Genomic DNA, 22,381 nt, shown 5'->3' with positions numbered 1-22,381 from the left:
ACAGTGACCTCCTATATGTTTAAATTTTGGTTATCTAAAAAATGTGGATAACTTAAAAGAATGAGCATAGTCGATTTTAGCATTTTTTTAAAACTTTTTCCACAAGCAATTGTTCAATGTGGAAAAAAAGTACACAAGGGTGAAAAAAGTTTTCCACAGGGTGTCGACACTTGCGGAAGAAAGTGGTTGTTGAATGAGTTATCCACAAAAAGTTGAGAATAATTAAGCTTGACACAATCATGTTTCAAGAACTTATCAACAGCTGAAAAAACACCTGTGTAAAACTTTTTAACAGGCTGTTTTTTTGTGTAAAACTAGTGGAAAAATGGCTGTGAACAGAAAAAAATGTGAAAAACTATCCACAAGCTACTCACAGGAAAATTTAATTTGTGGATAATTGAAACGAATCTTTCTCAGGAAATATTTCTTAAATTTTATTGACAAAAGACCCTATTACTCGTTATACTATCAAAGTATGTCTATATATTGATGGATAGTTACAATTTCAGGAGGTGTAATTGCATGAAAAGAACGTATCAACCAAACAAACGTAAACGCCAAAAAGTTCACGGATTCCGTAAACGTATGAGCACTAAAAATGGCCGTCGCGTATTAGCAAGCCGTCGTCGTAAAGGTAGAAAAGTTATTTCTGCTTAATGATGGTCTGGTCTTTTAAACAGTCAATTTCTAAGAACCCTTAGTTATCTCCATAATTTTTTGGAAGATGTGAAGATAACTAAGGGTTCTTTTTCTGTTTTCAATAAAAGAAAGCAGGATTCTATAGAAAAGGCTACTAAAAAAGAGCGGAAATATGCTATTATTATTAAGAAGTAAAAAAATATAGAAACAAAGGGATGCCGATGAAAAAGTCCTACCGTGTCAAGAAAGAAAAAGAATTTCAACAGGTGTTTAATAAAAAACAATCTTGTGCAAATCGTCGTTTCGTGGTGTACGTTTTAGAGAAACCACAACAAGCCCATTTTCGAGTGGGGATTTCTGTTGGGAAGAAAATTGGAAACGCGGTCACAAGAAATGCTGTGAAGCGGAAAATCCGCGCGAGTTTATTTCAATTAAAAGACCGTATCTCTCCAGAAATTGATTTTATCGTGATTGCACGTCCAGGATTGGAAAAGTTATCGTCTGAAGAAGTGAAAGCTAATTTAACACATGTGTTAAATTTAGCTAAAATATTAGATGTAAGAGAGGGAATTGAGTAGTGAAGAAGTATAAGCGCTTATTATTAATGGCTGGGTTAGTGACCTTAGTCTTTGTTTTATCCGCCTGCGGAACCGCGCCCGTAAGTGAAAGTAGTACAGGAATTTGGGATCGATACATTGTTTATTATTTTGCCCAAGCGATTAAGTTCCTATCATTAGGCGGCAGTGTCGGAATTGGGATTATCCTATTTACGTTAGTCATCCGGATTATTTTATTGCCGTTGATGCATTTCCAAACGAAGAGTATGCGTAAAACACAAGAGTTGCAACCGCAATTAAAGGCCTTGCAACAAAAATATTCTTCAAAAGATCCTGAAACACAACGCTTATTCCGAGAAGAACAGCAACGTTTGTATGCAGAGAATAATGTGAATCCTTACATTGGCTGTTTACCACTGTTGGTTCAACTACCAATCATGATGGCTTTGTATCAAGCCATTTCACGCGTGCCTGAGTTAAAAGAAGGAACGTTCTTGTGGTTAAGCCTCGATAAGCCGGATCCGTATTTAATTTTACCGATTTTAGCGGCTGTCTTTACGTTTGCTAGTACGTATCTTTCAAGTATGAGCCAACTAGAAACAAATGCCTCACTGAAAATTATGAATTACGTTATGCCAGCGATGATCTTCTTTATGGGGATTTCATTAGCCAGCAGTTTATCTCTTTACTGGGTGGTCTCAAATGCCTTCCAAACAGGGCAAACATTGTTATTAAACAATCCATTCAAAATCCGTAAAGAGCGGGAGGAAGCAGCACGTCAAGCCAAAGCACGGGAGCGAGCGCTTGAACGAGCAAAAAGTCCTAAGAAAAAAGGGAAGAAAAAATAAAGGAGGTCGTTCAGATGCCGATTTATGAAGGAAATACAATCGAAGAAGCAACGCAGAAAGGCTTACAAGCACTTGGTTTAACCAAAGAGGATGTTACAATTGATGTGTTAGACGAAGGAAAAAAAGGATTTTTAGGTCTAGGAAAAAAACTTGCCCAAATTTCAATGGAACCAACGATTAGTGAGCAAGTCACAGAAGCGGTCGAAGAAACAGTGGAAGATATTGTTGTTGCCGATGAAGCAACAGCAGTGGAAGAAGCAGTTGAGGAATTAACCGAAGCAATTCCTAGTCTCTCAGAGGAATCAACACATTCTTTAGAAAATCTGGAAGATGAAGCTGCTATTACTGAATTAGCGATGTATTTAACGAATATTTCAAATGAACTGAACGCCCCTGCCATGGTTCGCATAGCGCGCGAGAATGGCAATATTATCTTCCATTTAGAAACAGAAAAACAAGGTATCTTAATTGGAAAACACGGAAAAGTGTTAAATGCGTTACAGTATTTAGCGCAAGTCTTTATTCACCGCATTGCAAGCAATAAGCTATCGATTGTTGTGAATGTCGGAAATTATCGTGAAAAACGTCATGAAATTTTGGAACGTTTAGCGAAACGCACCGCGGAAAAAGCCAAACGCACTGGGCGGCCAGTCTTCTTGGAACCAATGCCGGCTTTTGAAAGAAAACAAATCCATCACACGCTAAGTAAAGATGAGCAAATCAAAACCCATTCTGAAGGGGATGAACCTTATCGGTATTTAGTGGTTGAACCAGTTAAGAAGTATTTTTAAACAAACAAAGAAACGTTGGCAACTCTCAGCAGGGACTGAATAGTTGCCAACGTTTCTTTGTTAAATGATTTTTTAGCCGTCTCCGTTTCTTTTTTTATGTTATGATAATCAGTAATTACTCCAGTAGTAAATTCAAATGAAAAAGTTTTGTAAAGAGACGTAGGGGGAGCAACAGGTATGCGTACGGAGAAAATACTGGTTGTAGATGATGATGCAGCAGTTCGTCGCTTGATTTGGAAAGCATTACAATCAACAGGTATTCTTATTTACCAAAGTGAATCAATTGAAAAAACAAAAGATATCGTGTCCAGAGTTACCTTTGATTTGTTCATTTTAGATGATAACTTGGAACATGACAGCGATGGTTACTACTTAGTCCAAATGATTAGAGAGAAATATCCACTAGTGCCAATTATCTTTTTTAGTAGCAAAAAAGAAGAAGAGGATATCATTGCAGCCTTGGAAATGGGCGTGGATAGTTATATAACGAAACCTTTTTCCTTGAATGTTTTTAAGGCTCAGGTGATTGCTTCGTTGAATCGAGCTCGAATGATTCGAAAACAATTGAATGTTTATAAAAAAGAAGAGCTACAGGTAGGCGATTTCCGTTTTGATTATGGTCGTTATCAACTATTTAAAAAGGATTTACCTATTTCATTGTCTTCGAAAGAAGTTCAATTAATTCAATTTTTTCTGGAGAATCCCGAGCAAGTATTCTCTAAAGAACAAATTTACAGCAGTGTTTGGGGTACTGGGGATGTCGATGCGAATACGATTATGGTTTTTATTAATCGTTTACGAAGTAAATTAGAAGAAAACCCGAAAGAACCTTGTTACCTTCGGACCGTTTGGGGCATTGGTTATACCTTTACGCCAGATGGTTGCGTACAAAAAAAATGAAAAAAGGCCCGCAGTTGCACGAGCGACTGCGGGCCTTTTTTGCTTATTCAATTTGCCGACGTTCCATTTCTTTCAAAATAAATTGAAGCGAACGATTTAGATGTTCATGGGTTAAAAGTGTGATCTGGTCAATATTCTTTGTTTTCATTCCGCGGAAAATTAACCAATGTTCTTCTAGGGCAATACTACGACGTTCTGAGGCACGAATCGCAATATCTCTGAAATAGATTAAGTAAGCATGGAGATCAGTCACAATTTTTTTTAAACGTAGCATCTGACTCTTAGTATAAATAAAGGAATTAAAATCTGAAAAGTTCTGTAGTAAGTCATCTACTTGGTTATTTTTATTGTATTGTTCTCCTTCGAGAAGTAAGGCTTCCAATTCATCAAAATCTTCTGGTGTCATGAGTTCCATGGCTTTAATGGTTGCTAAAGTGTCCAAAGATTTACGAATATCATAAATTTCATAAGCATCTTTCATACTAATCCCTTTAACCACGATACCCACCATAGGTATATGTTCCACCAATTGTTCTTTGACCAATTCTTGTAAAGCAAAGCGAATGGGCGTCCGACTAATGTTTAATTGCTCGGAAAATTCTTTTTCATTAATCCGTTCACCTGCAGGAATATCCCCTAAAATAATGGTTTTCTTAAAGGCTTCATAGGTACAAATTTTTAGAGGTTTACTGCTAGTTAAATCTAAGTTCCGTTTTACTGCTTCAACCGTTGGATTCATATGAGGCACCTCCCTATAGGTTATTTTTATAGATAATAAATATAATATTAAAAATGAAAATATAACGCAAGAAAAGACAAAATGAAAAGAAAACCGAGGAGAAAAGGTACTCCTACGGTTTCAGCGACGACGTTTAATTTTGTGGAATAAATAAAGGCATGTGACCTAAAGCAACAATTGTAACAACGAAAATAACGAAAATTCCTAAGGCATATTTTGCCGATTCTTTTTGCCATTGGCCCATATCTAAACCAGTTAAACGTAATAGCAAGTAAATAAATGCCACTAATGGACTTAATAAGTGGAACGCTTGCCCCATTAAGGAAGCTAAAGCCATAGACATATTGTCAAATCCATAAGAACGTCCAGCTTCTGCTAGGACTGGTAAGACACCGAAATAGAAACCATCGTTTGAAATAAAGAATGTTCCTGGTGCTGAAATGAACGCAATCACTAAGCCCCAAGCGCCGGCTAATTGTTTTGGAATAATATTAACAAAGCTATTTGCTAAGGCATTGGCCATACCAGAACCTTGGAATAAGCCCATGAAGACGCCAGCAGCAAAAACTAAGATAACTACTTGCACAGCATCACCAGCATTTGCACTGATACGGCTGCTTTGATCTTTTAATTTTGGATAGTTAATCATTAAAGCGATACAAGTACCAACTAGGAATAATAATAGCGGTGGCATTTCAATCCACGAAGGCAAACCTAATTGACCAACGAATGAACTTAGGACTAACCAACCGATTAAGATAATCGTTAAAATACCATTGAATGCAAAATTCTTTGGACGACGGATTTCTAATAACTCAGGATCGTTAACAATAGTCATTTCTTCCAATTCTTTATCAGTAAGCGTTGTCACGCCTAAGCGAGCACGTTCTTTTTTCCCCATGCGATAAGCAACAAAGAAGATAACATACAATACAGATAAAATCATACCAGGTGCTAAATAAGAAAGAATGTCGGCATCAACTTCTAGTACGGCCATGGCACGAGCTGTTGGACCGCCCCAAGGTAATAAGTTCATAATGGTGTTTTGTAAGATAACAAGCACACCTAAATTCATCAATTTCATATTAAGTTTTTTGTAGATGGGAATAAACGCAGAACAGCAAATCAAGGTCGTGGTTGTTCCATCTCCGTTTAAGGAAACAGCAGCAGCAACTACCGCAGTAGCCATCAAGACTTTCATTGGATCGCCTTTAGCAAAGTAAATCATTTTTTTAGTGATTGGGTCAAACAAACCAGCATCCAACATAATAGAGAAGTAAAGAATGGCAAATAATAACATAATACCAGTTTTTGAAGTAGTTGAAATCCCATCTAAGACGAAATTCCCAATGTTGACTTCAGGGACAACACCGTCAGCACCAGGTGGCGGACTCGCTACTCCAGTTGCAATTGCAATCAAAGTAAAAATAAGAGGAATAATTACTAAAGATGTAAACGGTGACAATTTCTTTTTCATGATTACATACATAAAGATGATAATCATACCATAAGCTAAAATAGTGAGTAACATGTTTTTCTTCCTTTCTTTTTTTAGAACTTTTTTGTAAGCGTTAACAACCGGTGTTAATAAAAAAGAATAGCCATGAGAAATGTTTCACAGTATTCTGGTTTACAACAAAAAATATTTTTTGTGTTTGTCTATAGTGTGAGAATATACAAACTTTCGCAGAGAATAAATAGCCTAAAACAAAAAGAACATCAAAAAAACAATTCAACAATCAAATTCTTATTAATAACTTAATATAATATTAATAGAATCTTAACGGCTGGTAAATGCTTATATACCAATGTTTACAGAGTTTTTTTCACAAAATAAACAATAAAAGAACAATCTGAGCTAGTGTTTTCACTAGGTTTTTTAACGGTTTTTTCTATAATGAACGTATACCAAGAATTAGTGAAAGGAGAGACAATATGGGCCTATTTAAGTCCTTATTCAAGAAAGAGCAACACACACAGGATACCGAGATTAATGAAAGCGTTATCCAACGTGAAGCGGATAACTTGGAAAAGCGATGGATAGATATACCAGCATATATTCCTGCTGAGCCAAAAGAATATCAATTGGTAAGTATTGTGGCCACTGCCATCGCAGCAGGAGAGTTTCCAGAAAGTCGTTTTGTTATCAAAAAAATCGCAAAACGAAATCCAGAAGCAAAAGAAGTTGCCATTATTGCAGCCAGTATAGCTGCAGAGCTTTCAGAAGAGTCTCAGCTAGTTGTCAAAAGAATTTCAAAACAAAACCTTGAGGAGGATCATTATGTTACGCAAATTTAAAATTTCAATTGATGGGAAAGAATATTTAGTCGAGATGGAAGAAATCGGTGGCGTCCCACAACCAGCACCTGTTGCGCCACAACCAACAGCGCCAGTTGCTACGACAGAAACACCAGCCCCTGCTGTTGAAGAAGCCCCAGCGCCAGCAGCACAGCCAGCCGCCCCAGCAGGAGCAGATGCAATGCCTGCGCCAATGCCAGGAACTGTGTTAAAAGTATTAGTCAATGTTGGTGATACGGTGTCTGAGAACCAACCATTGTTAATTTTAGAAGCAATGAAGATGGAAAATGAAATCGTTGCAGGAAAAGCAGGTACGGTAACAGGAATTCATGTTACCCAAGGCCAAATTGTGAATCCAGGGGAACCATTAATAACAATTAACTAGAATTAATTTAAGAAGAGGAAGTGATTTGTGTGGAGACACTGATTCAAGGTGTTATAGGAATGGGCCAAGAACCAGGACGCATTGTGATGATGCTGATTGGTGGACTATTAATGTATTTAGGAATAAAAAAAGAGTATGAACCAACACTTTTAGTGCCGATGGGTTTAGGAACGATTTTAGTGAACTTTCCTAATTCCGGCGTATTGAGCGCTGGCGGCGAGCCAGGTCCGTTTAATGTTCTTTTTGATTTTGGAATAAAAACAGAATTATTCCCGTTATTATTATTTATTGGGATTGGGGCAATGATTGATTTCGGTCCATTGTTACAAAATCCGTTTATGTTGATGTTTGGTGCCGCTGCACAGTTTGGGATTTTCTTTACAGTTATTATGGCTGTTTTATTAGGTTTTGATTTAAACGATGCTGCTTCGATTGGGATTATTGGTGCCGCTGATGGTCCAACGTCTATTTTCGTAGCAAATACCTTACATTCAAAATACATGGGGGCCATAATGGTTGCCGCTTACTCCTACATGGCGTTAGTTCCGATTATTCAACCAGTAGCGATTAAAGCAGTGACGACGAAAGCCGAACGTCGTATCCGTATGACTTATCGGGCCGGTGAAGTTTCTCAAACAGCGAAAATTCTTTTCCCGGTTGTTATTACGATTGTCGCAGGGTTAATTGCGCCGGTGTCATTACCATTAGTTGGTTTCTTAATGTTTGGGAACTTATTAAGAGAATGTGGCGTTTTGGATCGTTTATCCATTACAGCTCAAAATGAATTGGTAAATATTATTAGTATCTTGCTAGGACTATCTATTTCCGTTAGCATGAACTATGCAGAGTTCTTAAAAGTCGATACATTGATGGTTATTGGCTTAGGGTTAGTCGCCTTTATTATGGACTCAGTCGGCGGCGTGCTTTTTGCTAAATTCTTGAATTTATTTAGAAAAGAAAAAATCAATCCCATGATTGGTGCTGCGGGTATTTCCGCTTTCCCAATGTCTAGTCGGGTCATTCAAAAAATGGCTACAGATGAAGACCCACAAAACTTTATTTTAATGCATGCTGCTGGTGCCAACGTTTCAGGACAAATCGCTTCTGTAATTGCTGGTGGCTTACTATTAGCCTTTTTAACATAGGACAGAAAGGAGAACGAATACATGTCTGTTAACATGGAAGATTTAAAAATTGCTTTTGAACTGTTAGGTTTTGGTTGGGGCGGCGTTTTCGTTGTTTTATTTATCATTTATCTAGCATCTAAATTACTAACAAAATTATTTCCAATTAAAAAATAAAGGAGGTTATTGCTGTGAGCAGCGTATATACAATGAAAAGAATCTGGTTGCAAAAAGATAAAAAAGCTTATCAAGCTTGGCGCGAATTAATGGAAAAAGCCGAATTGCAAACGACAGAAGCACTTGATTACACCGTTGGCATATATGATGACACAGCATTAATAGCCTCTGGCTCGCTTTCAGGCAAAACGATTAAGTGCGTGGCCGTTTGTAAAAAATATCAATCTGAAAATTTGTTAACCCAATTGGTGGTTCATCTACTTGAAAAACTGAGAGAAGAAAACCAATTACACAGTTTTTTGTATACAAAACCAAAAAATGAACAAATTTTTCAGTCGCTAGGCTTTCAAAAAGTGGTTGCGAATCAAGAGGTGCTATTTATGGAGCAAGGCAAACCAGATTTTGCCGATTATCTTGATTACCTGACACAGCATAAAAAAGCAGGGCCAGCCAGTAGCATTGTCATGAATGCAAATCCTTTTACGAAAGGCCATCAGTACTTAGTCGAAAAAGCAGCCAAAGAAAGTCCGCACGTTTATGTGTTTGTTTTATCTGAAGATAAATCGCTGTTTTCAAAAGAAGCACGTTTCGCAATGGTGCAAAAAGGGGTAGCCCATTTACCCAATGTGACAGTCCTATCTACAGAAGATTACTTAGTTTCGTCTGCGACTTTTCCTACCTATTTTTTGAAAGAAAAAGCGCCATTAGAGGTAGCTGCAATTCAAGCAACGCTTGATGCAACGTTATTTAAAGAAAGAATTGCGCCAATACTTGAAATTCAGCAACGTTATGTGGGAGAAGAGCCTTATTCAGAAGTGACCGATGTCTACAATCAAGCAATGCAACAAGTTTTCGGAAAAACGATAACGCTAACCATTGTCCCGCGATTAGCGATTGGTGGAGAGCTGATTAGTGCGACGAAAGTTCGCAAAGCGATGGCTGAAGGCGACAAAGAGACACTCAAGAAGTTTTTACCAGCAACAAGTTATCAATACTTAGTAGAACACAAGAAACTAATGAGGTGAAGAAAGTGAAGATTATCAAAAATGCTACTGCAGGGACAGTAGAATCAAGTGATATTATGATTACCGTCCAACCCATTGAATCAACAGAAAATACCATTGAATTAGAAAGTAGTGTCGAAAAACAATTTGGCAATCAAATTCGTCAGGTGATTACGACAACTTTGGAACATTTAGATGTCCAAGGCGTTGCGGTCAAGGCGATTGATAAAGGGGCATTAGATTGTACGATCAAAGCTCGGATGATTACAGTTTTACATCGAGGCGCTGAAAAAGAAACATATGATTGGAAGGAGTTGGACTCATGGAACGTTTAAGAAGAACAATGATGTTTGTCCCTGGAGCGAACGCAGCAATGCTAAGAGATGCACCTTTGTATGGGGCAGATTCAATCATGTTTGATTTAGAAGATGCAGTTTCATTAAAAGAAAAAGACTCTGCCCGTGTTTTAGTCCATTCTGCTTTGAAAACTTTCGATTATGGCAATATTGAAATTGTTGTTCGGATCAATGCTTTAGAGGCCGGTGGCGCAGAAGATATTGAAGCAATGGTCTTAGCTGGTGTTGATGTGATTCGTTTACCAAAAACAGAAACAGCCCAAGATATCATTGATGTCGAGGCAGTCATTACAGAAGTAGAACAGCAAAATGACATTCCCGTAGGAACAACGAAAATGATGGCTGCTATCGAATCGGCTGAAGGTGTTCTAAATGCGCCCGCGATTGCCAAAAGTTCAACTCGCTTGATTGGCATCGCGTTAGGCGCCGAAGACTATGTTACCAATATGAAAACACGGCGCCATCCAGATGGCCAAGAACTATTCTTTGCTCGTAGCATGATTTTACATGCCGCTCGAGCAGCTGGGATTGCGGCTATTGATACGGTCTATTCAGATGTAGACAATACGGAAGGCTTTGAAGCCGAAGTTCGTTTGATTAAACAGCTAGGTTTCGATGGGAAATCGGTGATTAACCCTCGTCAAATCCCATTGGTTAATAATATTTATGCGCCAACAGAAAAAGAAATCCAGAATGCTAAGGAAGTAATCTGGGGCATTCGGGAAGCCGAAGCAAAAGGTTCCGGTGTTATCTCCGTAAATGGAAAAATGGTTGATAAACCAATTGTTGAACGAGCTGAACGGGTCATTGCGTTAGCATTGGCGGCTAAATTAATTACCGAGGAGGAAATATAGACATGGTAGTAAATAAAGTAGGCAAAGACATTCCTCAATCTTATGCAGAGCAATACGGCATTTATGAAGGAGAATTAGCACACATTGATGCTTATCAAGAAGCGAGCCGAGCAATTAAACCAGTGAAACCTCGGGAGACAAAACTTTTAGGAAGTATTCGTGAAGCAATTGAAAAAACAGGGTTGAAAGATGGCATGACCATCTCTTTCCATCACCATTTCCGTGAAGGAGACTATGTGATGAATTTAGTTTTAGCCGAGATTGCCGCCATGGGGCTGAAAAACATTTCGATTGCACCTAGTTCAATTGCAAATGTTCATGAACCTTTGATCGAACACATTAAAAATGGAGTAGTCACCAACATTACTTCTTCAGGTTTGAGAGATAAAGTAGGCGCCGCTATTTCAGCAGGTATCATGGAAAATCCTGTGGTGATTCGTTCACATGGTGGCCGGGCACGGGCAGTAGCAGCAGGTGATATCCATATTGATGTAGCTTTCTTAGGTGCACCAAGTTCAGACGCTTATGGAAATGCGAATGGAACCAAAGGAAAAGCTACCTGTGGTTCTCTTGGATATGCGATGGTCGATGCAAAATATGCGGATCAAGTGGTCATCATTACTGACACATTAGTACCATATCCTAATACCCCTATTAGTATTCCACAAACAGATGTTGATTATGTGGTAGAAATTGATGCAATTGGTGATCCAGATGGAATTGCCAAAGGCGCGACACGTTTTACAAAGAATCCTAAAGAATTATTGATTGCTGAATATGCCGCAAAAATAATTACACATTCTCCTTACTACAAAGAAGGCTTCTCATTCCAAACAGGAACAGGTGGCTCTTCACTAGCAGTTACGCGGTTCATGAGAGAACAAATGCTTAAAGATGGCATTAAAGCAAGTTTCGCTTTAGGCGGAATTACGAATGCAATGGTGGAACTTTTGGAAGAAGGCTTAGTAGAAAAAATTATTGACGTCCAAGACTTTGATCATCCATCAGCTATTTCTTTAGGGGAAAATGCCAATCATTATGAAATTGATGCCAATATGTATGCTTCACCGCTTAGCAAAGGGGCGGTTATTAATCAATTAGACACAGCTATTTTATCTGCTTTAGAAGTGGACACAGATTTTAATGTAAATGTCATTACTGGTTCAGATGGTGTCATCCGTGGTGCTTCTGGCGGACATTCCGATACAAGTATGGCTTGTAAAATGAGTCTAGTGATTGCACCACTTGTTCGTGGACGGATTCCAACAATCGTTGAGCAAGTAAATACAGTCGTTACACCAGGTACGAGTGTCGATGTCGTAGTAACGGAAGTCGGCATTGCAATCAATCCCAAAAGAACAGACTTAATTGATTGTTTTAAAACCTTAGATGTTCCTCAGTTTACGTTAGAAGAGTTGAAAGACAAAGCCTACAACATTGTTGGCACCCCGGAACCAATTAAATATGGAGACAAAGTTGTTGCGTTAATTGAATACCGAGATGGTAGTCTAATTGATGTGGTACGCAATGTTTAATGGGGAAAAAGTAACACTTTTAGAGATGTTGGATGCTCGCGAACAAAGAGCTGCCACACAGAAGGAGTTGTTAGAAACAGCACCAGAAGCTAGTCTCTTATCTGCCACAATGAATATTCCTGGAGAAGTAAAAAATTCGCCCACCTTAACGGCTGTTTTTTTAGAAGTAATTGACGAAGTCGAGCAACAATTGCTGGATCAAGTACCGATTGTTAATTTTTACCGGAATGAAAAGACAGGGCCTGAATATTATTTGGCGGTTTCGTTAGCCCCGCAAGAGTTAAAACAAAGAATGGTCAAAATTGAAGAAACACATCCTTATGGTCGTTTAGTGGACCTAGATGTTTTATGGGGAAATGAGGAGCTAAAAAGCTTTCATCGAGGAGATTTAGGCTTGCCACCACGGCGCTGTTTTATTTGCCAAGAAGAGGCGAAAGTCTGTGGACGAAATCGACGTCACAGTCTTGAAGCAATGCAAGAAAAAATAACAGAAATAATTTTGACACGAAAGGAGCAGCCAAGTGAGTAAAAAAATTCGTTTTACAGAAACGGTGCTACGGGATGGACAACAAAGTTTAATTGCAACACGGATGCCAACCTCAGATATGCTGCCGATTATTAAAACAATGGACGAGGCAGGATTTCATGCATTAGAAATGTGGGGCGGGGCAACGTTTGATTCCTGTGTCCGCTATTTAAACGAGGATCCTTGGGAACGTCTTCGCCAAATTCGCAAAGAAGTTAAAAATACCAAACTTCAAATGTTATTACGAGGACAAAATTTACTAGGATATCGTCATTACGCTGATGATGTGGTTCGGGCCTTTGTCGAAAAATCAGTTGAAAATGGGATTGATATTATTCGTATTTTCGATGCCTTGAATGATGTCCGTAATTTACAAACAGCAATTCAAACAACAAAAGAAGCTGGCGGATACTGTCAAGCAGCGATTTCTTATACTACGAGTGAAATTCATACCATCGATTACTTTGTAAAATTAGCCAAAGAATTAAGTCAAACAGGAGCGGACTCCATTTGTATTAAGGATATGGCAGGCGTTTTGACGCCACAAACTGGTTTTGAATTAGTGAGCAAAATGAAAGATGCCATTGATTTACCTTTAGAGGTGCATACGCATGCGACTAGTGGTATTTCTGAGATGACCTATTTAAAAGTCGCTGAAGCAGGTGCGGATATCATCGATACAGCTATTTCTTCTTTCGCTGGCGGTACGAGTCAACCAGCCACAGAATCTGTAGCCATTGCGTTAGAAGATTTAGGCTTTGAAACAGGTTTAAATATGGAAAAAGTAACAGAGATTGCTGACTATTTCAATCCGATTCGTGATCGTTTTAGAAGTGAAGGCATTTTAAACCCTAAAGTTAAAGATACGGAACCGAAAACCTTGATTTATCAAGTGCCTGGTGGTATGTTATCAAACTTATTAAGTCAATTAACGGAGCAAGGTTTGCAAGACAAATATGAAGAAGTTTTAGCTGAAGTACCTAAAGTAAGAGCGGATTTAGGGTATCCACCACTAGTTACACCGCTTTCACAAATGGTCGGAACACAAGCCTTAATGAATGTGATTTCTGGGGAAAGATATTCCTTAATACCGAATGAAATCAAAGATTATGTGCGCGGAGAATATGGCAAATCACCAGCACCTATCGCAGAAGAGATTAAGCAAAAAATCATTGGGGATGAAGAGGTAATCACTTGTCGACCAGCGGATTTATTGAAACCAGAGTTGCATAGTTTAGAAAAGGAAATCCAACAATATGCAAAATCTGAAGAGGATGTCCTATTATATGCGATGTTCCCACAACAAGGAAAAGACTTTTTAGGACGTCGTGAAGATCCTTTTTACGATGTACCGTTACAGAAAGTGACAGTCAAACTTGACTTGCCAGAATAGAACGGGCAAGTGCTCCGCAAATGTATAAAGAAGCAAGGGTTTGAGCGACGATAACGGTTGTTCAAACCCTTGCTTCATCAAATAGAAAAAAGGCAGCCCGTGAAAGGAAGTGACAATGTGTTAGAAGAAGTTCTAGCAATTCATCAAAAAAATATTGGTGTGCTAAGTCTTGAAGCAACAGAAGCGGTATTAAACCATCATGATTTAGCCAAAATGTATACACCTGGTGTCGCAGAATTGAGTTTAATGATTGCCCAAAATCATGAATTAGCGCGCGAGTGGACCATTAGTGGTAAGTTAATTGCGGTTATTACAGATGGATCAGCTGTTCTGGGTCTCGGCAATATGGGCACGCAAGCGGGCTTGCCAATTGTTGAAGGCAAAGCTTTACTTTATAAAAATTTGGCGGGGGTCGATGCTATTCCTTTAGCACTGGAACAAAAATCAGTTGACGAGATGGTTCAAACAATTGAAAATTTACAAAATAGTTTTGCAGGAATCCATTTAGAAGATATTTCTGCACCAAAATGTTTTGAAATTGAAGAAAAACTTCAACAACGTTTGAACATTCCTGTGTATCATGATGACCAAGAAGGAACAGCCATCGTCGTTTTAGCTGGACTAATTAACGCAGCTAAAATTAAAGGAAAACCTTTAAATGAATTACGTGTGGTGATTAACGGAGTTGGTGCTTCTGGTGTAGCGACCGCTAAGTTATGTATTCAAGCGGGGATTACGCATCTCACCTTAGTAGATCGCCAAGGTGTTTTAAGAGAAGAAGACCCGACATTGAATCCTTACCAACGTGCTTTGCTTCGACAGGTAATAAAACCATCAGTAGAAAATAAAGATTTAGCCACAGCTGTCGTCAATCAGGATGTTTTTTTAGGCTTATCAGAAGCGGATGTGCTAACGCCAGCCCTGATTAAATCAATGAACCAAGACCCAATTATCTTTGCTTTAGCAAATCCTAAACCAGAAATTGAACCAGCCCTCGCCCAAGCCAATGGCGTCCGTTTATTAGCAACTGGTTCTTCCAAATATCTGAATCAAGTGAACAACATTTTAGCTTTTCCAGGTCTTTTTAAAGGGTTATTGGCAGCGAAAGGCAGAAAAGTCGATGTCGGTTTGCAAATGACAGTAGCACGAAGCTTGGCCGCTATGATTTCAGAACCCACAGCAGAAAAATTCATACCTAATGTATTTGATGGCGGCGTAGTTGACACGGTTTTTAATGCTGTACTAGACTATATAAAACAAGAAAAGACCACGGCAGAAGAAGGGACGTAAAAGGCAATGACAAAGCAAGCAAGGAGTAAATTAGCGCAGCAAGCACAATTGGCACTACTCTATGAAGTGACCTGTTTAAATAAACCAGGCTTGGTGGATCCAGTCGATGCAGGCGCCCATCAAGATATGGATGTTTTCACTTTTTTAGAAAGTAGTGTGGTTTTGACTCCTTATTTTGAAACCTTCGTTCAAGCTGGGACAGAGCTACGTCATTTGCCGATTGAGGCAACATTTCGCGCAATTCGACAAGTTGGTTTAGAAGCAGAACGAGCGATGTTTGAGGCAACAGAAGGTATCAATACACATAAAGGAGCGATTTTTTCTCTAGGTATTTTTTTAGCTATCTGTGGTCGTTTAATGATTTGGGAGACCCCTTGCACCTTACAATTGTTTCAACAAACGCTTCAAACAATGACGCAAGACTTATTGGCTGACTTTGAAAACCTCGCTACGAATGAGCTAGAAAAACTAACTTGGGGTGAACGACTATTTGTTCAGCATGGCTTGACTGGAATCCGTGGTGAGGCGCAACAAGGTTATCCCGCTGTCTTTGAACAGGGAGTGCCTTATTATCAAAAACATCAAGGCACACAACAACAAAAACTCATTGATACGCTCCTTTATTTATCGCTCTATGTTGAGGATACGAATTTGATTAAACGAAGTCAAAATGTCCAAATTTTTGAAATATATCAACCGTTAATTCAGGAATATTTTGCTTTAGGGGGGACACAAACGTTACGGGGAACCCTTTGTTTAGAAAGATTGAATCACTTATTCAAAGAAAAAAATTGGAGTATTGGTGGCAGTGCAGATGCTTTAATTTTGGTGGTGTTTTTAGATAAACTCATGAAATTAAATTGGCTGACGCCTTAATTAAAAAGATAGTTACAACGCTGATTTGGTCAGTTGTTTTGACCTTATATGCTTATGGAAAGGTCTCAAGAGAATTCAAGAAAGCGATTGACAAATACCACGAAACACAGTATATTTTATTACGAAATCATTCTTATCAGAGTATACAAATACGATGATAAACAGTTGAAGCGAATCTTGATTTGCTTTTCCTAAACCTGATTCTTTTAGAATCAGGTTTTTGTTTATCTAAAAGGCGGCATTCGTTCAAAAACGGCTGGCGCCTTTTTTTATGAAATTTTTTTAATATAAAAAATTTCATAAAAAAAATCTTAAAAACAGAAAAAATTGTTATAGATTAGAGTCATTTTTTTGATGTAAAGTTTTTATGACTTACAGCCATAAAATTGATAAAAACAGTCAAAGAAGCAGAAAAAATAATAGTGGAATTTCTCAAAAAAATAAAAAAATTTTCCGTTATTTAATTATCGATTTATCAAACGATAAGTTATAATAAAATAATTTATTTATCTTTAATGATTGGGGAGAAATGTATAAACTTCCTCATTTTCCTCTCATTGTATAATAACTCACTAATGAATTAGTGAGTTTTTTAACATATCCAGGATGCTTGTTATCAAATGAATTTTTATATAAAAATTCACAGCATTATATTTTGAAAAGCTGAGGAAATGTACTAAACTGCAGGTGTTAAATCCATTTAAATCGCTAAAGGGGGAGATGAACAACTAGGGGAAGCTAATGATCTTGGTATTTATCGTTTATTTTAAAGAAAAGAGGGACGATCAGATGAAAAAGAAAATTGTTGAGGATTTTAATCGGAAAAGTCAGCATAAAAAATGGACAAAACGCAAGATGCTTAATTTAGCAATATCAAGTGGTTTATTATTTACGTCATTAGCAATCCCTGTAAGTATAGCTGTTACCTCTGGCACAATCAGTGCATCAGCAGCGGTCTTGGATATCGAACTATTATCAAATGTTACGTCAAATAATGACAGTGGCACTTCAACGAGTAATCGTTGGACAGCCGCAAACCAAAATCAACCAGTTAATTTCACGGTTTCTGGTGGCGCTTTAGCAGATGCTTCCGCTGTGTTTAGTGGACAAAAACAAGCGGTGTTAGTGGTTCCTCCTGAGTTAAGAGGAAATGTAGCTGCAGCAGGCAGCGCAGCAATCAATACCAATGTCACGATTGATCTTTCAAAAGTTACTTTTTTGACCGCCGTTTTGAATGCAGCCAATGATTTAACCAATGTCATTACTCAAATTACCAGTGGAGCGTTAGGGAATTTAACTGGTGTTGATATTGATTTGACGGAAGTGAATCGTCAGTTGGAATTAGTGAATAACATTGAAAACTTAGGTGCTGCTTCATTTACAGCTCCGGAAACATTAGCAGCTGACGGCTCATACATTAGCGCACCAATTAGTGATGGTTTAGGGTTAGTTTTAGCCCAAAATGTTTCAAACATCTTACAAGATTTGAATGCGGCAGTTCAAGCTTTGGAGGCAAAAGGAACCAGTATCCCAAGTAATCTTGTCGCTACAGCCATAAATGCAGCCTTGCTTCCTGTCAAAGGCACGGTAAACGTGGCTGTTTCAGGTGCTTTGCCTTTATTAGCGGTTGGTGGTTCAGGTGTGAATGAGTTAGTGGATGCTTCTTTACTAGGCGCAACTACGGTTACTTTACCAACTACCGTTTCAACACCTCAAAATTTATCCAATAATTTAGATGCTCGTTTTGTAGGAACAGTCGTTCAAACAGATCTTTTAGACGTTAATTTATTAGCAACAGCAGACGGTGTATCCAACATTTATTTTGCTGCAGGTACTACTAGTGAAGTAACCGCACCTACCGTAACAGGAGTAACAGGCAATTCAACAGCAGGTTACGAAGTTAAAGGAACTGCCGATGCCAATGCCACGGTTGAGATCCGAAATGCAGGAGGTGCCGTGATAGGTACAGGTACCGCTGATGGGACAGGAACGTTTACAGTTACCATTCCCGCAGGTGAAGCAGGTGCCAATGAAACGTTAACGGCTGTAGCGAAAAACGCCAGCGGTACAGAAAGTACGCCAACAACGTTCCAAACACCAGCGGATGAAGCAACCGTAACCGCACCTACCGTAACAGGAGTAACAGGCAATTCAACGGCAGGTTACGAAGTTAAAGGAACTGCCGATGCCAATGCCACGGTTGAAATCCGAAATGCAGGAGGCACCGTGATAGGCACAGGGACCGCCGATGGGACAGGGGCATTTACAGTTACCATTCCCGCAGGTGAAGCAGGCGCCAATGAAACGTTAACTGCCGTAGCGAAAAACGCCAGCGGCACAGAAAGTACGCCAACAACGTTCCAAACACCAGCGGATGAGACAACCGTAACCGCACCAACAATCACAGGAGTGACAGGTAATTCAACGGCAGGTTACGAGGTCAAAGGCACCGCCGACGCCAATGCCACGGTTGAAATCCGAAATGCAGGAGGTGCCGTGATAGGTACAGGTACTGCTGATGGGACAGGAGCGTTTACAGTTACCATTCCCGCAGGTGAAGCAGGTGCCAATGAAACGTTAACCGCCGTAGCGAAAAACGCCAGCGGCACAGAAAGCACGCCAACAACGTTCCAAACGCCAGCGGATGAAGCAACCGTAACCGCACCAACAATCACAGGAATGACAGGTAATTCAACGGCAGGTTACGAAGTTAAAGGAACTGCCGATGCCAATGCCACGGTTGAAATCCGAAATGCAGGAGGTGCCGTGATAGGTACAGGTACCGCTGATGGGACAGGGGCATTTACAGTTACCATTCCCGCAGGTGAAGCAGGTGCCAATGAAACATTAACGGCTGTAGCGAAAAACTCCAGCGGCACAGAAAGTACGCCAACAACGTTCCAAACGCCAGCGGATCCTAATACGCCCGTGGCGACGCCAATTGTTGAGACTGTAACAGGTAGTACAACAAAAGGCTATGAGGTCAAAGGGACTGCTGAAGTTGGCACCACCATTGAGGTTCGCGATGCAGCTGGCACGGTCCTTGGTACTGCAACAACTGGAACTGACGGAAAATATACAGTGACTTTAGATCCAGGAACAGCAACAGCAAATCAAACGCTGAGCGTTGTAGCGAAAAACGCTAGTGGCACGGAAAGTCAACCAGCAACGGCGACAACACCAGCTGATGTCACTGCACCAACAGTTGATAACATCACAGGCAACTCTGGTTCGGGTTATGAAATTACAGGAACAGCAGACCCTAACACAACAATCGAAGTTCGTGATCCAGCTGGGGCAGTTATTGGTACAGGTACCTCTGATGCGAATGGTGAGTTTACTGTAACGCTACCAACGGGAACGACCAATCCTGGGGATACGTTAACAGTGATTGGAAAGGATAACGCGGGAAATGAAAGTCAACCGACTGAAGTCCTTGTTCCTGCTGATGCCACGGTTACAGCACCAACTGTAACAGGAGTAATAGGTAATTCAGTTGCTGGTTATCAGGTGACAGGCACCGCTGATCCGAATGCTACCATCGAGATTCGTGATGCAGATGGGAACGTGATTGCAACAGGGACTGCCGATGGAACTGGTTCCTTTGCTGTGAACCTTCCAGCTGGGACGGCAAATGCGAATGAAACTTTGACAGCGTTAGCCAAAGATCCTGCTGGCAATACAAGTACACCGACAACCTTCCAAACACCAGCAGATGAAGTAGTGGCACCGCCAAGTGTCGACAAAGTAACTGGGAATACAACACAAGGATATCAAGTGACAGGTACCGCTGAACTTGGCACCACCATTGAAGTTCGTGCAACAGACGGAACAGTTTTAGGCACCGCAACAACTGGACCGACTGGCCAATATACTGTGACGTTAGCTTCAGGAAAAGCAACAGCGAAACAAACAGTGAATGTAGTTGCTAAAAATGATACTGGACTTGAGAGTCAACCAACTACAGCTATGACACCCGCTGATGTTACCACACCAACAATTGGTGACATTACTGGAGATTCAACAACTGGTTATGAAATCACTGGGACGGCGGACCCTAATACCACCATTGAAGTACGGAACCCAGATGGAACAATTATTGGTACAACGACAACGGATGATCAAGGAAACTTTACTGTGGACCTTCCAGCGGGAGCCGCTAATCCTGGTGATACATTAACAGTTGTTGGAAAAGACGGCGACGGCAATGAAAGTCAACCAACGGAAGTGACGGTCCCTGAAGATGCAACCGTAGCAGCACCAACTGTGACGACTGTTACAGGAACAACTGCCACTGGGTATCAAGTAACCGGCACGGCAGAGCCAAATGTCACCATTAAGATTCACAATGAAGCAGGTTTAGTTATTGCTACGGGAACGACTGATGGTGCTGGCGCCTTTACAATCACTCTTCCGACGGGCATAGCAACAGCCAACGAAGCCTTAACTGCCATTGCGAAAGATGCTGCTGGGAAAGAAAGTAATCCGACTGCTTTCAAAACACCTGCTGATCCAGATGCACCAGTCGCGACACCTACTGTTGACAAAATCACTGGTAGCACGACAAAAGGCTATCAAGTAGTAGGAGCAGCAGAAGTTGGTACAACAGTTGAGGTGCGTGACGCCGATGGCACAGTCCTTGGCATGGCAACTACTGGAACTGATGGCAAATACACAGTGACTTTAGAGCCGGGGAAGGCCTCAGCTAACGAAACAATAACTGTCGTAGCGAAAAATGCAACAGGAAAAGAAAGTCAGCCGGCTACAGCAACTACACCAGCCGACTTAGCCACACCAACCATTGATTCTATTACCGGAAATTCTGGTAAAGGTTACGAAATTACTGGAACGGCGGAGCCCAAAACCACTATTGATGTCCGTGATGCAGACGGAACCATCATTGCTGCTACAACTGCTAGCGAAACCGGCCAATATACGGTGACTCTACCAGCTGGCGTAGTGACACCAGGAGAAACGATTACGATTATTAGCAAAGATGGCGCTGGCAATGAAAGTCAACCAGCTACAGCCGTTATTCCAGCGGATGTTGTTTTAGCGGCGCCAACTATTACGAAGGTTGAAGGAAACAAAGCCAATGGCTATACAGTCACTGGAACTGCTGATCCAAATGTCACGGTTCAATTTTACAATAGCAGTGAAAAATTATTGGCAAGTGGCAATACAACTACTGGAGGCACCTTCTCCGTTCATATTGCAGCAGGGTTAGCAACAGAAAAAGAAACGTTAACCGCACTAACCACAGATACACAAGGAAATGTGAGTCCTAAAACCACATTTATGACGCCAGCCGATATTACGGGAGAACCAGAAATTAAAATTGCGGCGCCAACTGTTTCTTCAGTTTTAGGAACGTCTAAAGCCGGCTACCTCATCAAAGGAACAGCTGAACCAAACCGAATCATTCAAATTAGTAACCGACTATTAAGAAGTGTGATTGCTGTAGGTGCCACCGATGCTGAAGGCAACTTCGCTATCCAATTAACAGCGGGACAAGCGACTGCTCAACAAAGTTTACTTGCGACAGCTACCGATGGCGCAGGACATTACAGTACGGCTACAACCTTCATGACACCAGCCGACCCAACGAATCCTGGAGGAGGCAATGGTAACACTGGCGGAAATAACGGCAATACAGGCGGCAACACAGGAAACAATGGCGCAACTGGCGGGAATAATGGGAATGGTTCAAACACAGGTTCAAATCCAAATGGGGGTTCTGGTTTAGGCACAACAGGTTCTGGCTTAGGTTCACTAGGCAATGGCCTCGGTACAAATGGTAGTGGCTACCACCCTAAACTAAGTACCATCAGTTATGGCACTGGAAATCACGGGAAAACAGGCTACTTACCTAGTACAGGTGAAAAAGAGTCCTCAGCCGTGACAACAAGTTTGTTTGGCGCCTTTGTCGCACTCCTTGCGAGCATGGGAATCATCAAACGCAAACGTAAAAACTAGCTCTCTCCTTTAATTCCTATAGATGAGAAAACGTATTGTTGAGAATTCCCCACTCAATGATACGTTTTCTCGTTCCATTTAATGAAGAAAAATTGCCAAATAGAATAAAATGT

At 40.2% G+C, this 22,381-nt stretch carries 20 protein-coding genes; 18 read left to right on the top strand and 2 right to left on the bottom strand.

What is annotated here, in order from left to right; translation table 11 throughout:
- Positions 1 to 522 precede the first annotated feature (522 nt).
- The 5 genes from rpmH to IGI97_RS13025 all read left to right on the top strand — a co-directional run bounded on the left by rpmH (position 523) and on the right by IGI97_RS13025 (position 3,735).
- The gene (gene rpmH, locus IGI97_RS13045) at positions 523 to 657 is read left to right on the top strand and encodes a 50S ribosomal protein L34 (protein ID WP_002356012.1); all 135 of its coding nucleotides are present in this window, start codon (positions 523 to 525) and stop codon (positions 655 to 657) included.
- Positions 658 to 860: 203 nt separating this feature from the next.
- A complete protein-coding gene (rnpA, locus tag IGI97_RS13040) occupies positions 861 to 1,217 on the top strand; it encodes a ribonuclease P protein component (protein ID WP_002356011.1) in 357 nt (118 codons plus the stop codon).
- Positions 1,217 to 2,044, top strand: a complete 828-nt coding sequence (locus IGI97_RS13035; protein WP_002356010.1) for a YidC/Oxa1 family membrane protein insertase — start codon at positions 1,217 to 1,219, stop codon at positions 2,042 to 2,044. Before rnpA ends, IGI97_RS13035 begins: the two co-directional genes overlap by 1 nt.
- A gap of 14 nt (positions 2,045 to 2,058) precedes the next feature.
- A complete protein-coding gene (gene jag / locus IGI97_RS13030; RefSeq protein ID WP_002361456.1) occupies positions 2,059 to 2,835 on the top strand; it encodes an RNA-binding cell elongation regulator Jag/EloR in 777 nt (258 codons plus the stop codon).
- A 177-nt stretch (positions 2,836 to 3,012) separates the two neighbouring features.
- Positions 3,013 to 3,735: a response regulator transcription factor gene (locus IGI97_RS13025; protein WP_002363545.1), complete on the top strand. Its 723-nt coding sequence runs from the start codon at positions 3,013 to 3,015 to the stop codon at positions 3,733 to 3,735.
- Positions 3,736 to 3,778: 43 nt separating this feature from the next.
- Here IGI97_RS13025 and IGI97_RS13020 read toward each other — a convergent pair whose 3' ends face one another.
- The gene (locus IGI97_RS13020) at positions 3,779 to 4,474 is read right to left on the bottom strand and encodes a GntR family transcriptional regulator (protein ID WP_002356006.1); all 696 of its coding nucleotides are present in this window, start codon (positions 4,472 to 4,474) and stop codon (positions 3,779 to 3,781) included.
- A gap of 133 nt (positions 4,475 to 4,607) precedes the next feature.
- A complete protein-coding gene (locus IGI97_RS13015) occupies positions 4,608 to 6,005 on the bottom strand; it encodes a CitMHS family transporter (protein ID WP_002410309.1) in 1,398 nt (465 codons plus the stop codon).
- Between the two features lie 404 nt (positions 6,006 to 6,409).
- Between IGI97_RS13015 and IGI97_RS13010 the strand changes: the two genes are divergently transcribed.
- From IGI97_RS13010 to IGI97_RS12950, 13 genes are all read left to right on the top strand, one after another.
- A complete protein-coding gene (locus tag IGI97_RS13010; RefSeq protein WP_002356004.1) occupies positions 6,410 to 6,772 on the top strand; it encodes a hypothetical protein in 363 nt (120 codons plus the stop codon).
- Complete coding sequence (locus tag IGI97_RS13005) at positions 6,756 to 7,157, top strand: acetyl-CoA carboxylase biotin carboxyl carrier protein subunit (protein ID WP_002363547.1); 402 nt, start codon at positions 6,756 to 6,758, stop codon at positions 7,155 to 7,157. The genes IGI97_RS13010 and IGI97_RS13005 overlap by 17 nt, the downstream gene beginning before the upstream one ends.
- A 29-nt stretch (positions 7,158 to 7,186) precedes the next feature.
- The gene (locus IGI97_RS13000) at positions 7,187 to 8,302 is read left to right on the top strand and encodes a sodium ion-translocating decarboxylase subunit beta (RefSeq protein WP_002383526.1); all 1,116 of its coding nucleotides are present in this window, start codon (positions 7,187 to 7,189) and stop codon (positions 8,300 to 8,302) included.
- A gap of 21 nt (positions 8,303 to 8,323) precedes the next feature.
- Positions 8,324 to 8,458, top strand: a complete 135-nt coding sequence (locus IGI97_RS12995) for an OadG-related small transporter subunit (protein ID WP_002356001.1) — start codon at positions 8,324 to 8,326, stop codon at positions 8,456 to 8,458.
- A 32-nt stretch (positions 8,459 to 8,490) separates the two neighbouring features.
- Positions 8,491 to 9,483: a [citrate (pro-3S)-lyase] ligase gene (gene citC / locus IGI97_RS12990; RefSeq protein ID WP_438738824.1), complete on the top strand. Its 993-nt coding sequence runs from the start codon at positions 8,491 to 8,493 to the stop codon at positions 9,481 to 9,483.
- Between the two features lie 5 nt (positions 9,484 to 9,488).
- Complete coding sequence (gene citD, locus IGI97_RS12985; RefSeq protein WP_002355999.1) at positions 9,489 to 9,797, top strand: citrate lyase acyl carrier protein; 309 nt, start codon at positions 9,489 to 9,491, stop codon at positions 9,795 to 9,797.
- Positions 9,785 to 10,672: a citrate (pro-3S)-lyase subunit beta gene (gene citE, locus IGI97_RS12980; RefSeq protein WP_438738768.1), complete on the top strand. Its 888-nt coding sequence runs from the start codon at positions 9,785 to 9,787 to the stop codon at positions 10,670 to 10,672. The genes citD and citE overlap by 13 nt, the downstream gene beginning before the upstream one ends.
- 2 nt (positions 10,673 to 10,674) lie before the next feature.
- Entirely contained in the window at positions 10,675 to 12,207 is a 1,533-nt protein-coding gene (gene citF / locus IGI97_RS12975) for a citrate lyase subunit alpha (RefSeq protein WP_002355996.1), read from the top strand.
- Positions 12,200 to 12,736 (top strand): citrate lyase holo-[acyl-carrier protein] synthase, encoded by a 537-nt coding sequence (gene citX / locus IGI97_RS12970; RefSeq protein WP_438738822.1) that lies wholly within the window; start codon positions 12,200 to 12,202, stop codon positions 12,734 to 12,736. Before citF ends, citX begins: the two co-directional genes overlap by 8 nt.
- Positions 12,729 to 14,126 carry an oxaloacetate decarboxylase subunit alpha gene (locus tag IGI97_RS12965; protein WP_002368659.1) on the top strand — a complete coding sequence of 466 codons (1,398 nt, stop codon included), beginning with the start codon at positions 12,729 to 12,731 and terminating at the stop codon, positions 14,124 to 14,126. The genes citX and IGI97_RS12965 overlap by 8 nt, the downstream gene beginning before the upstream one ends.
- 117 nt (positions 14,127 to 14,243) lie before the next feature.
- The gene (locus tag IGI97_RS12960) at positions 14,244 to 15,416 is read left to right on the top strand and encodes an NAD(P)-dependent malic enzyme (RefSeq protein ID WP_033656082.1); all 1,173 of its coding nucleotides are present in this window, start codon (positions 14,244 to 14,246) and stop codon (positions 15,414 to 15,416) included.
- 6 nt (positions 15,417 to 15,422) lie between these two features.
- A complete protein-coding gene (gene citG / locus IGI97_RS12955) occupies positions 15,423 to 16,292 on the top strand; it encodes a triphosphoribosyl-dephospho-CoA synthase CitG (RefSeq protein WP_002355991.1) in 870 nt (289 codons plus the stop codon).
- 741 nt (positions 16,293 to 17,033) lie between these two features.
- Complete coding sequence (locus IGI97_RS12950; RefSeq protein ID WP_438738765.1) at positions 17,034 to 22,268, top strand: Ig-like domain-containing protein; 5,235 nt, start codon at positions 17,034 to 17,036, stop codon at positions 22,266 to 22,268.
- Positions 22,269 to 22,381 lie beyond the last annotated feature (113 nt).

The sequence above is a fragment of the Enterococcus sp. DIV2419 genome (genome assembly GCF_051711865.1).
In the GTDB taxonomy this organism is placed as follows: domain Bacteria; phylum Bacillota; class Bacilli; order Lactobacillales; family Enterococcaceae; genus Enterococcus; species Enterococcus faecalis.
This window is presented reverse-complemented; position numbering and strand designations above follow the sequence as displayed.

Coding starts and splice junctions, on each gene's coding strand:
- citG (WP_002355991.1), top strand. CDS start 15,423: ATGACAAAGCAAGCAAGGAGTAAATTAGCGCAGCAAGCACAATTGGCA.
- rpmH (WP_002356012.1), top strand. CDS start 523: ATGAAAAGAACGTATCAACCAAACAAACGTAAACGCCAAAAAGTTCAC.
- IGI97_RS13020 (WP_002356006.1), bottom strand. CDS start 4,474: ATGAATCCAACGGTTGAAGCAGTAAAACGGAACTTAGATTTAACTAGC.
- citE (WP_438738768.1), top strand. CDS start 9,785: ATGGAACGTTTAAGAAGAACAATGATGTTTGTCCCTGGAGCGAACGCA.
- IGI97_RS13010 (WP_002356004.1), top strand. CDS start 6,410: ATGGGCCTATTTAAGTCCTTATTCAAGAAAGAGCAACACACACAGGAT.
- citF (WP_002355996.1), top strand. CDS start 10,675: ATGGTAGTAAATAAAGTAGGCAAAGACATTCCTCAATCTTATGCAGAG.
- IGI97_RS13005 (WP_002363547.1), top strand. CDS start 6,756: ATGTTACGCAAATTTAAAATTTCAATTGATGGGAAAGAATATTTAGTC.
- rnpA (WP_002356011.1), top strand. CDS start 861: ATGAAAAAGTCCTACCGTGTCAAGAAAGAAAAAGAATTTCAACAGGTG.
- citX (WP_438738822.1), top strand. CDS start 12,200: ATGTTTAATGGGGAAAAAGTAACACTTTTAGAGATGTTGGATGCTCGC.
- citC (WP_438738824.1), top strand. CDS start 8,491: ATGAAAAGAATCTGGTTGCAAAAAGATAAAAAAGCTTATCAAGCTTGG.
- jag (WP_002361456.1), top strand. CDS start 2,059: ATGCCGATTTATGAAGGAAATACAATCGAAGAAGCAACGCAGAAAGGC.
- IGI97_RS13025 (WP_002363545.1), top strand. CDS start 3,013: ATGCGTACGGAGAAAATACTGGTTGTAGATGATGATGCAGCAGTTCGT.
- IGI97_RS12995 (WP_002356001.1), top strand. CDS start 8,324: ATGTCTGTTAACATGGAAGATTTAAAAATTGCTTTTGAACTGTTAGGT.
- IGI97_RS12950 (WP_438738765.1), top strand. CDS start 17,034: ATGATCTTGGTATTTATCGTTTATTTTAAAGAAAAGAGGGACGATCAG.
- IGI97_RS13015 (WP_002410309.1), bottom strand. CDS start 6,005: ATGTTACTCACTATTTTAGCTTATGGTATGATTATCATCTTTATGTAT.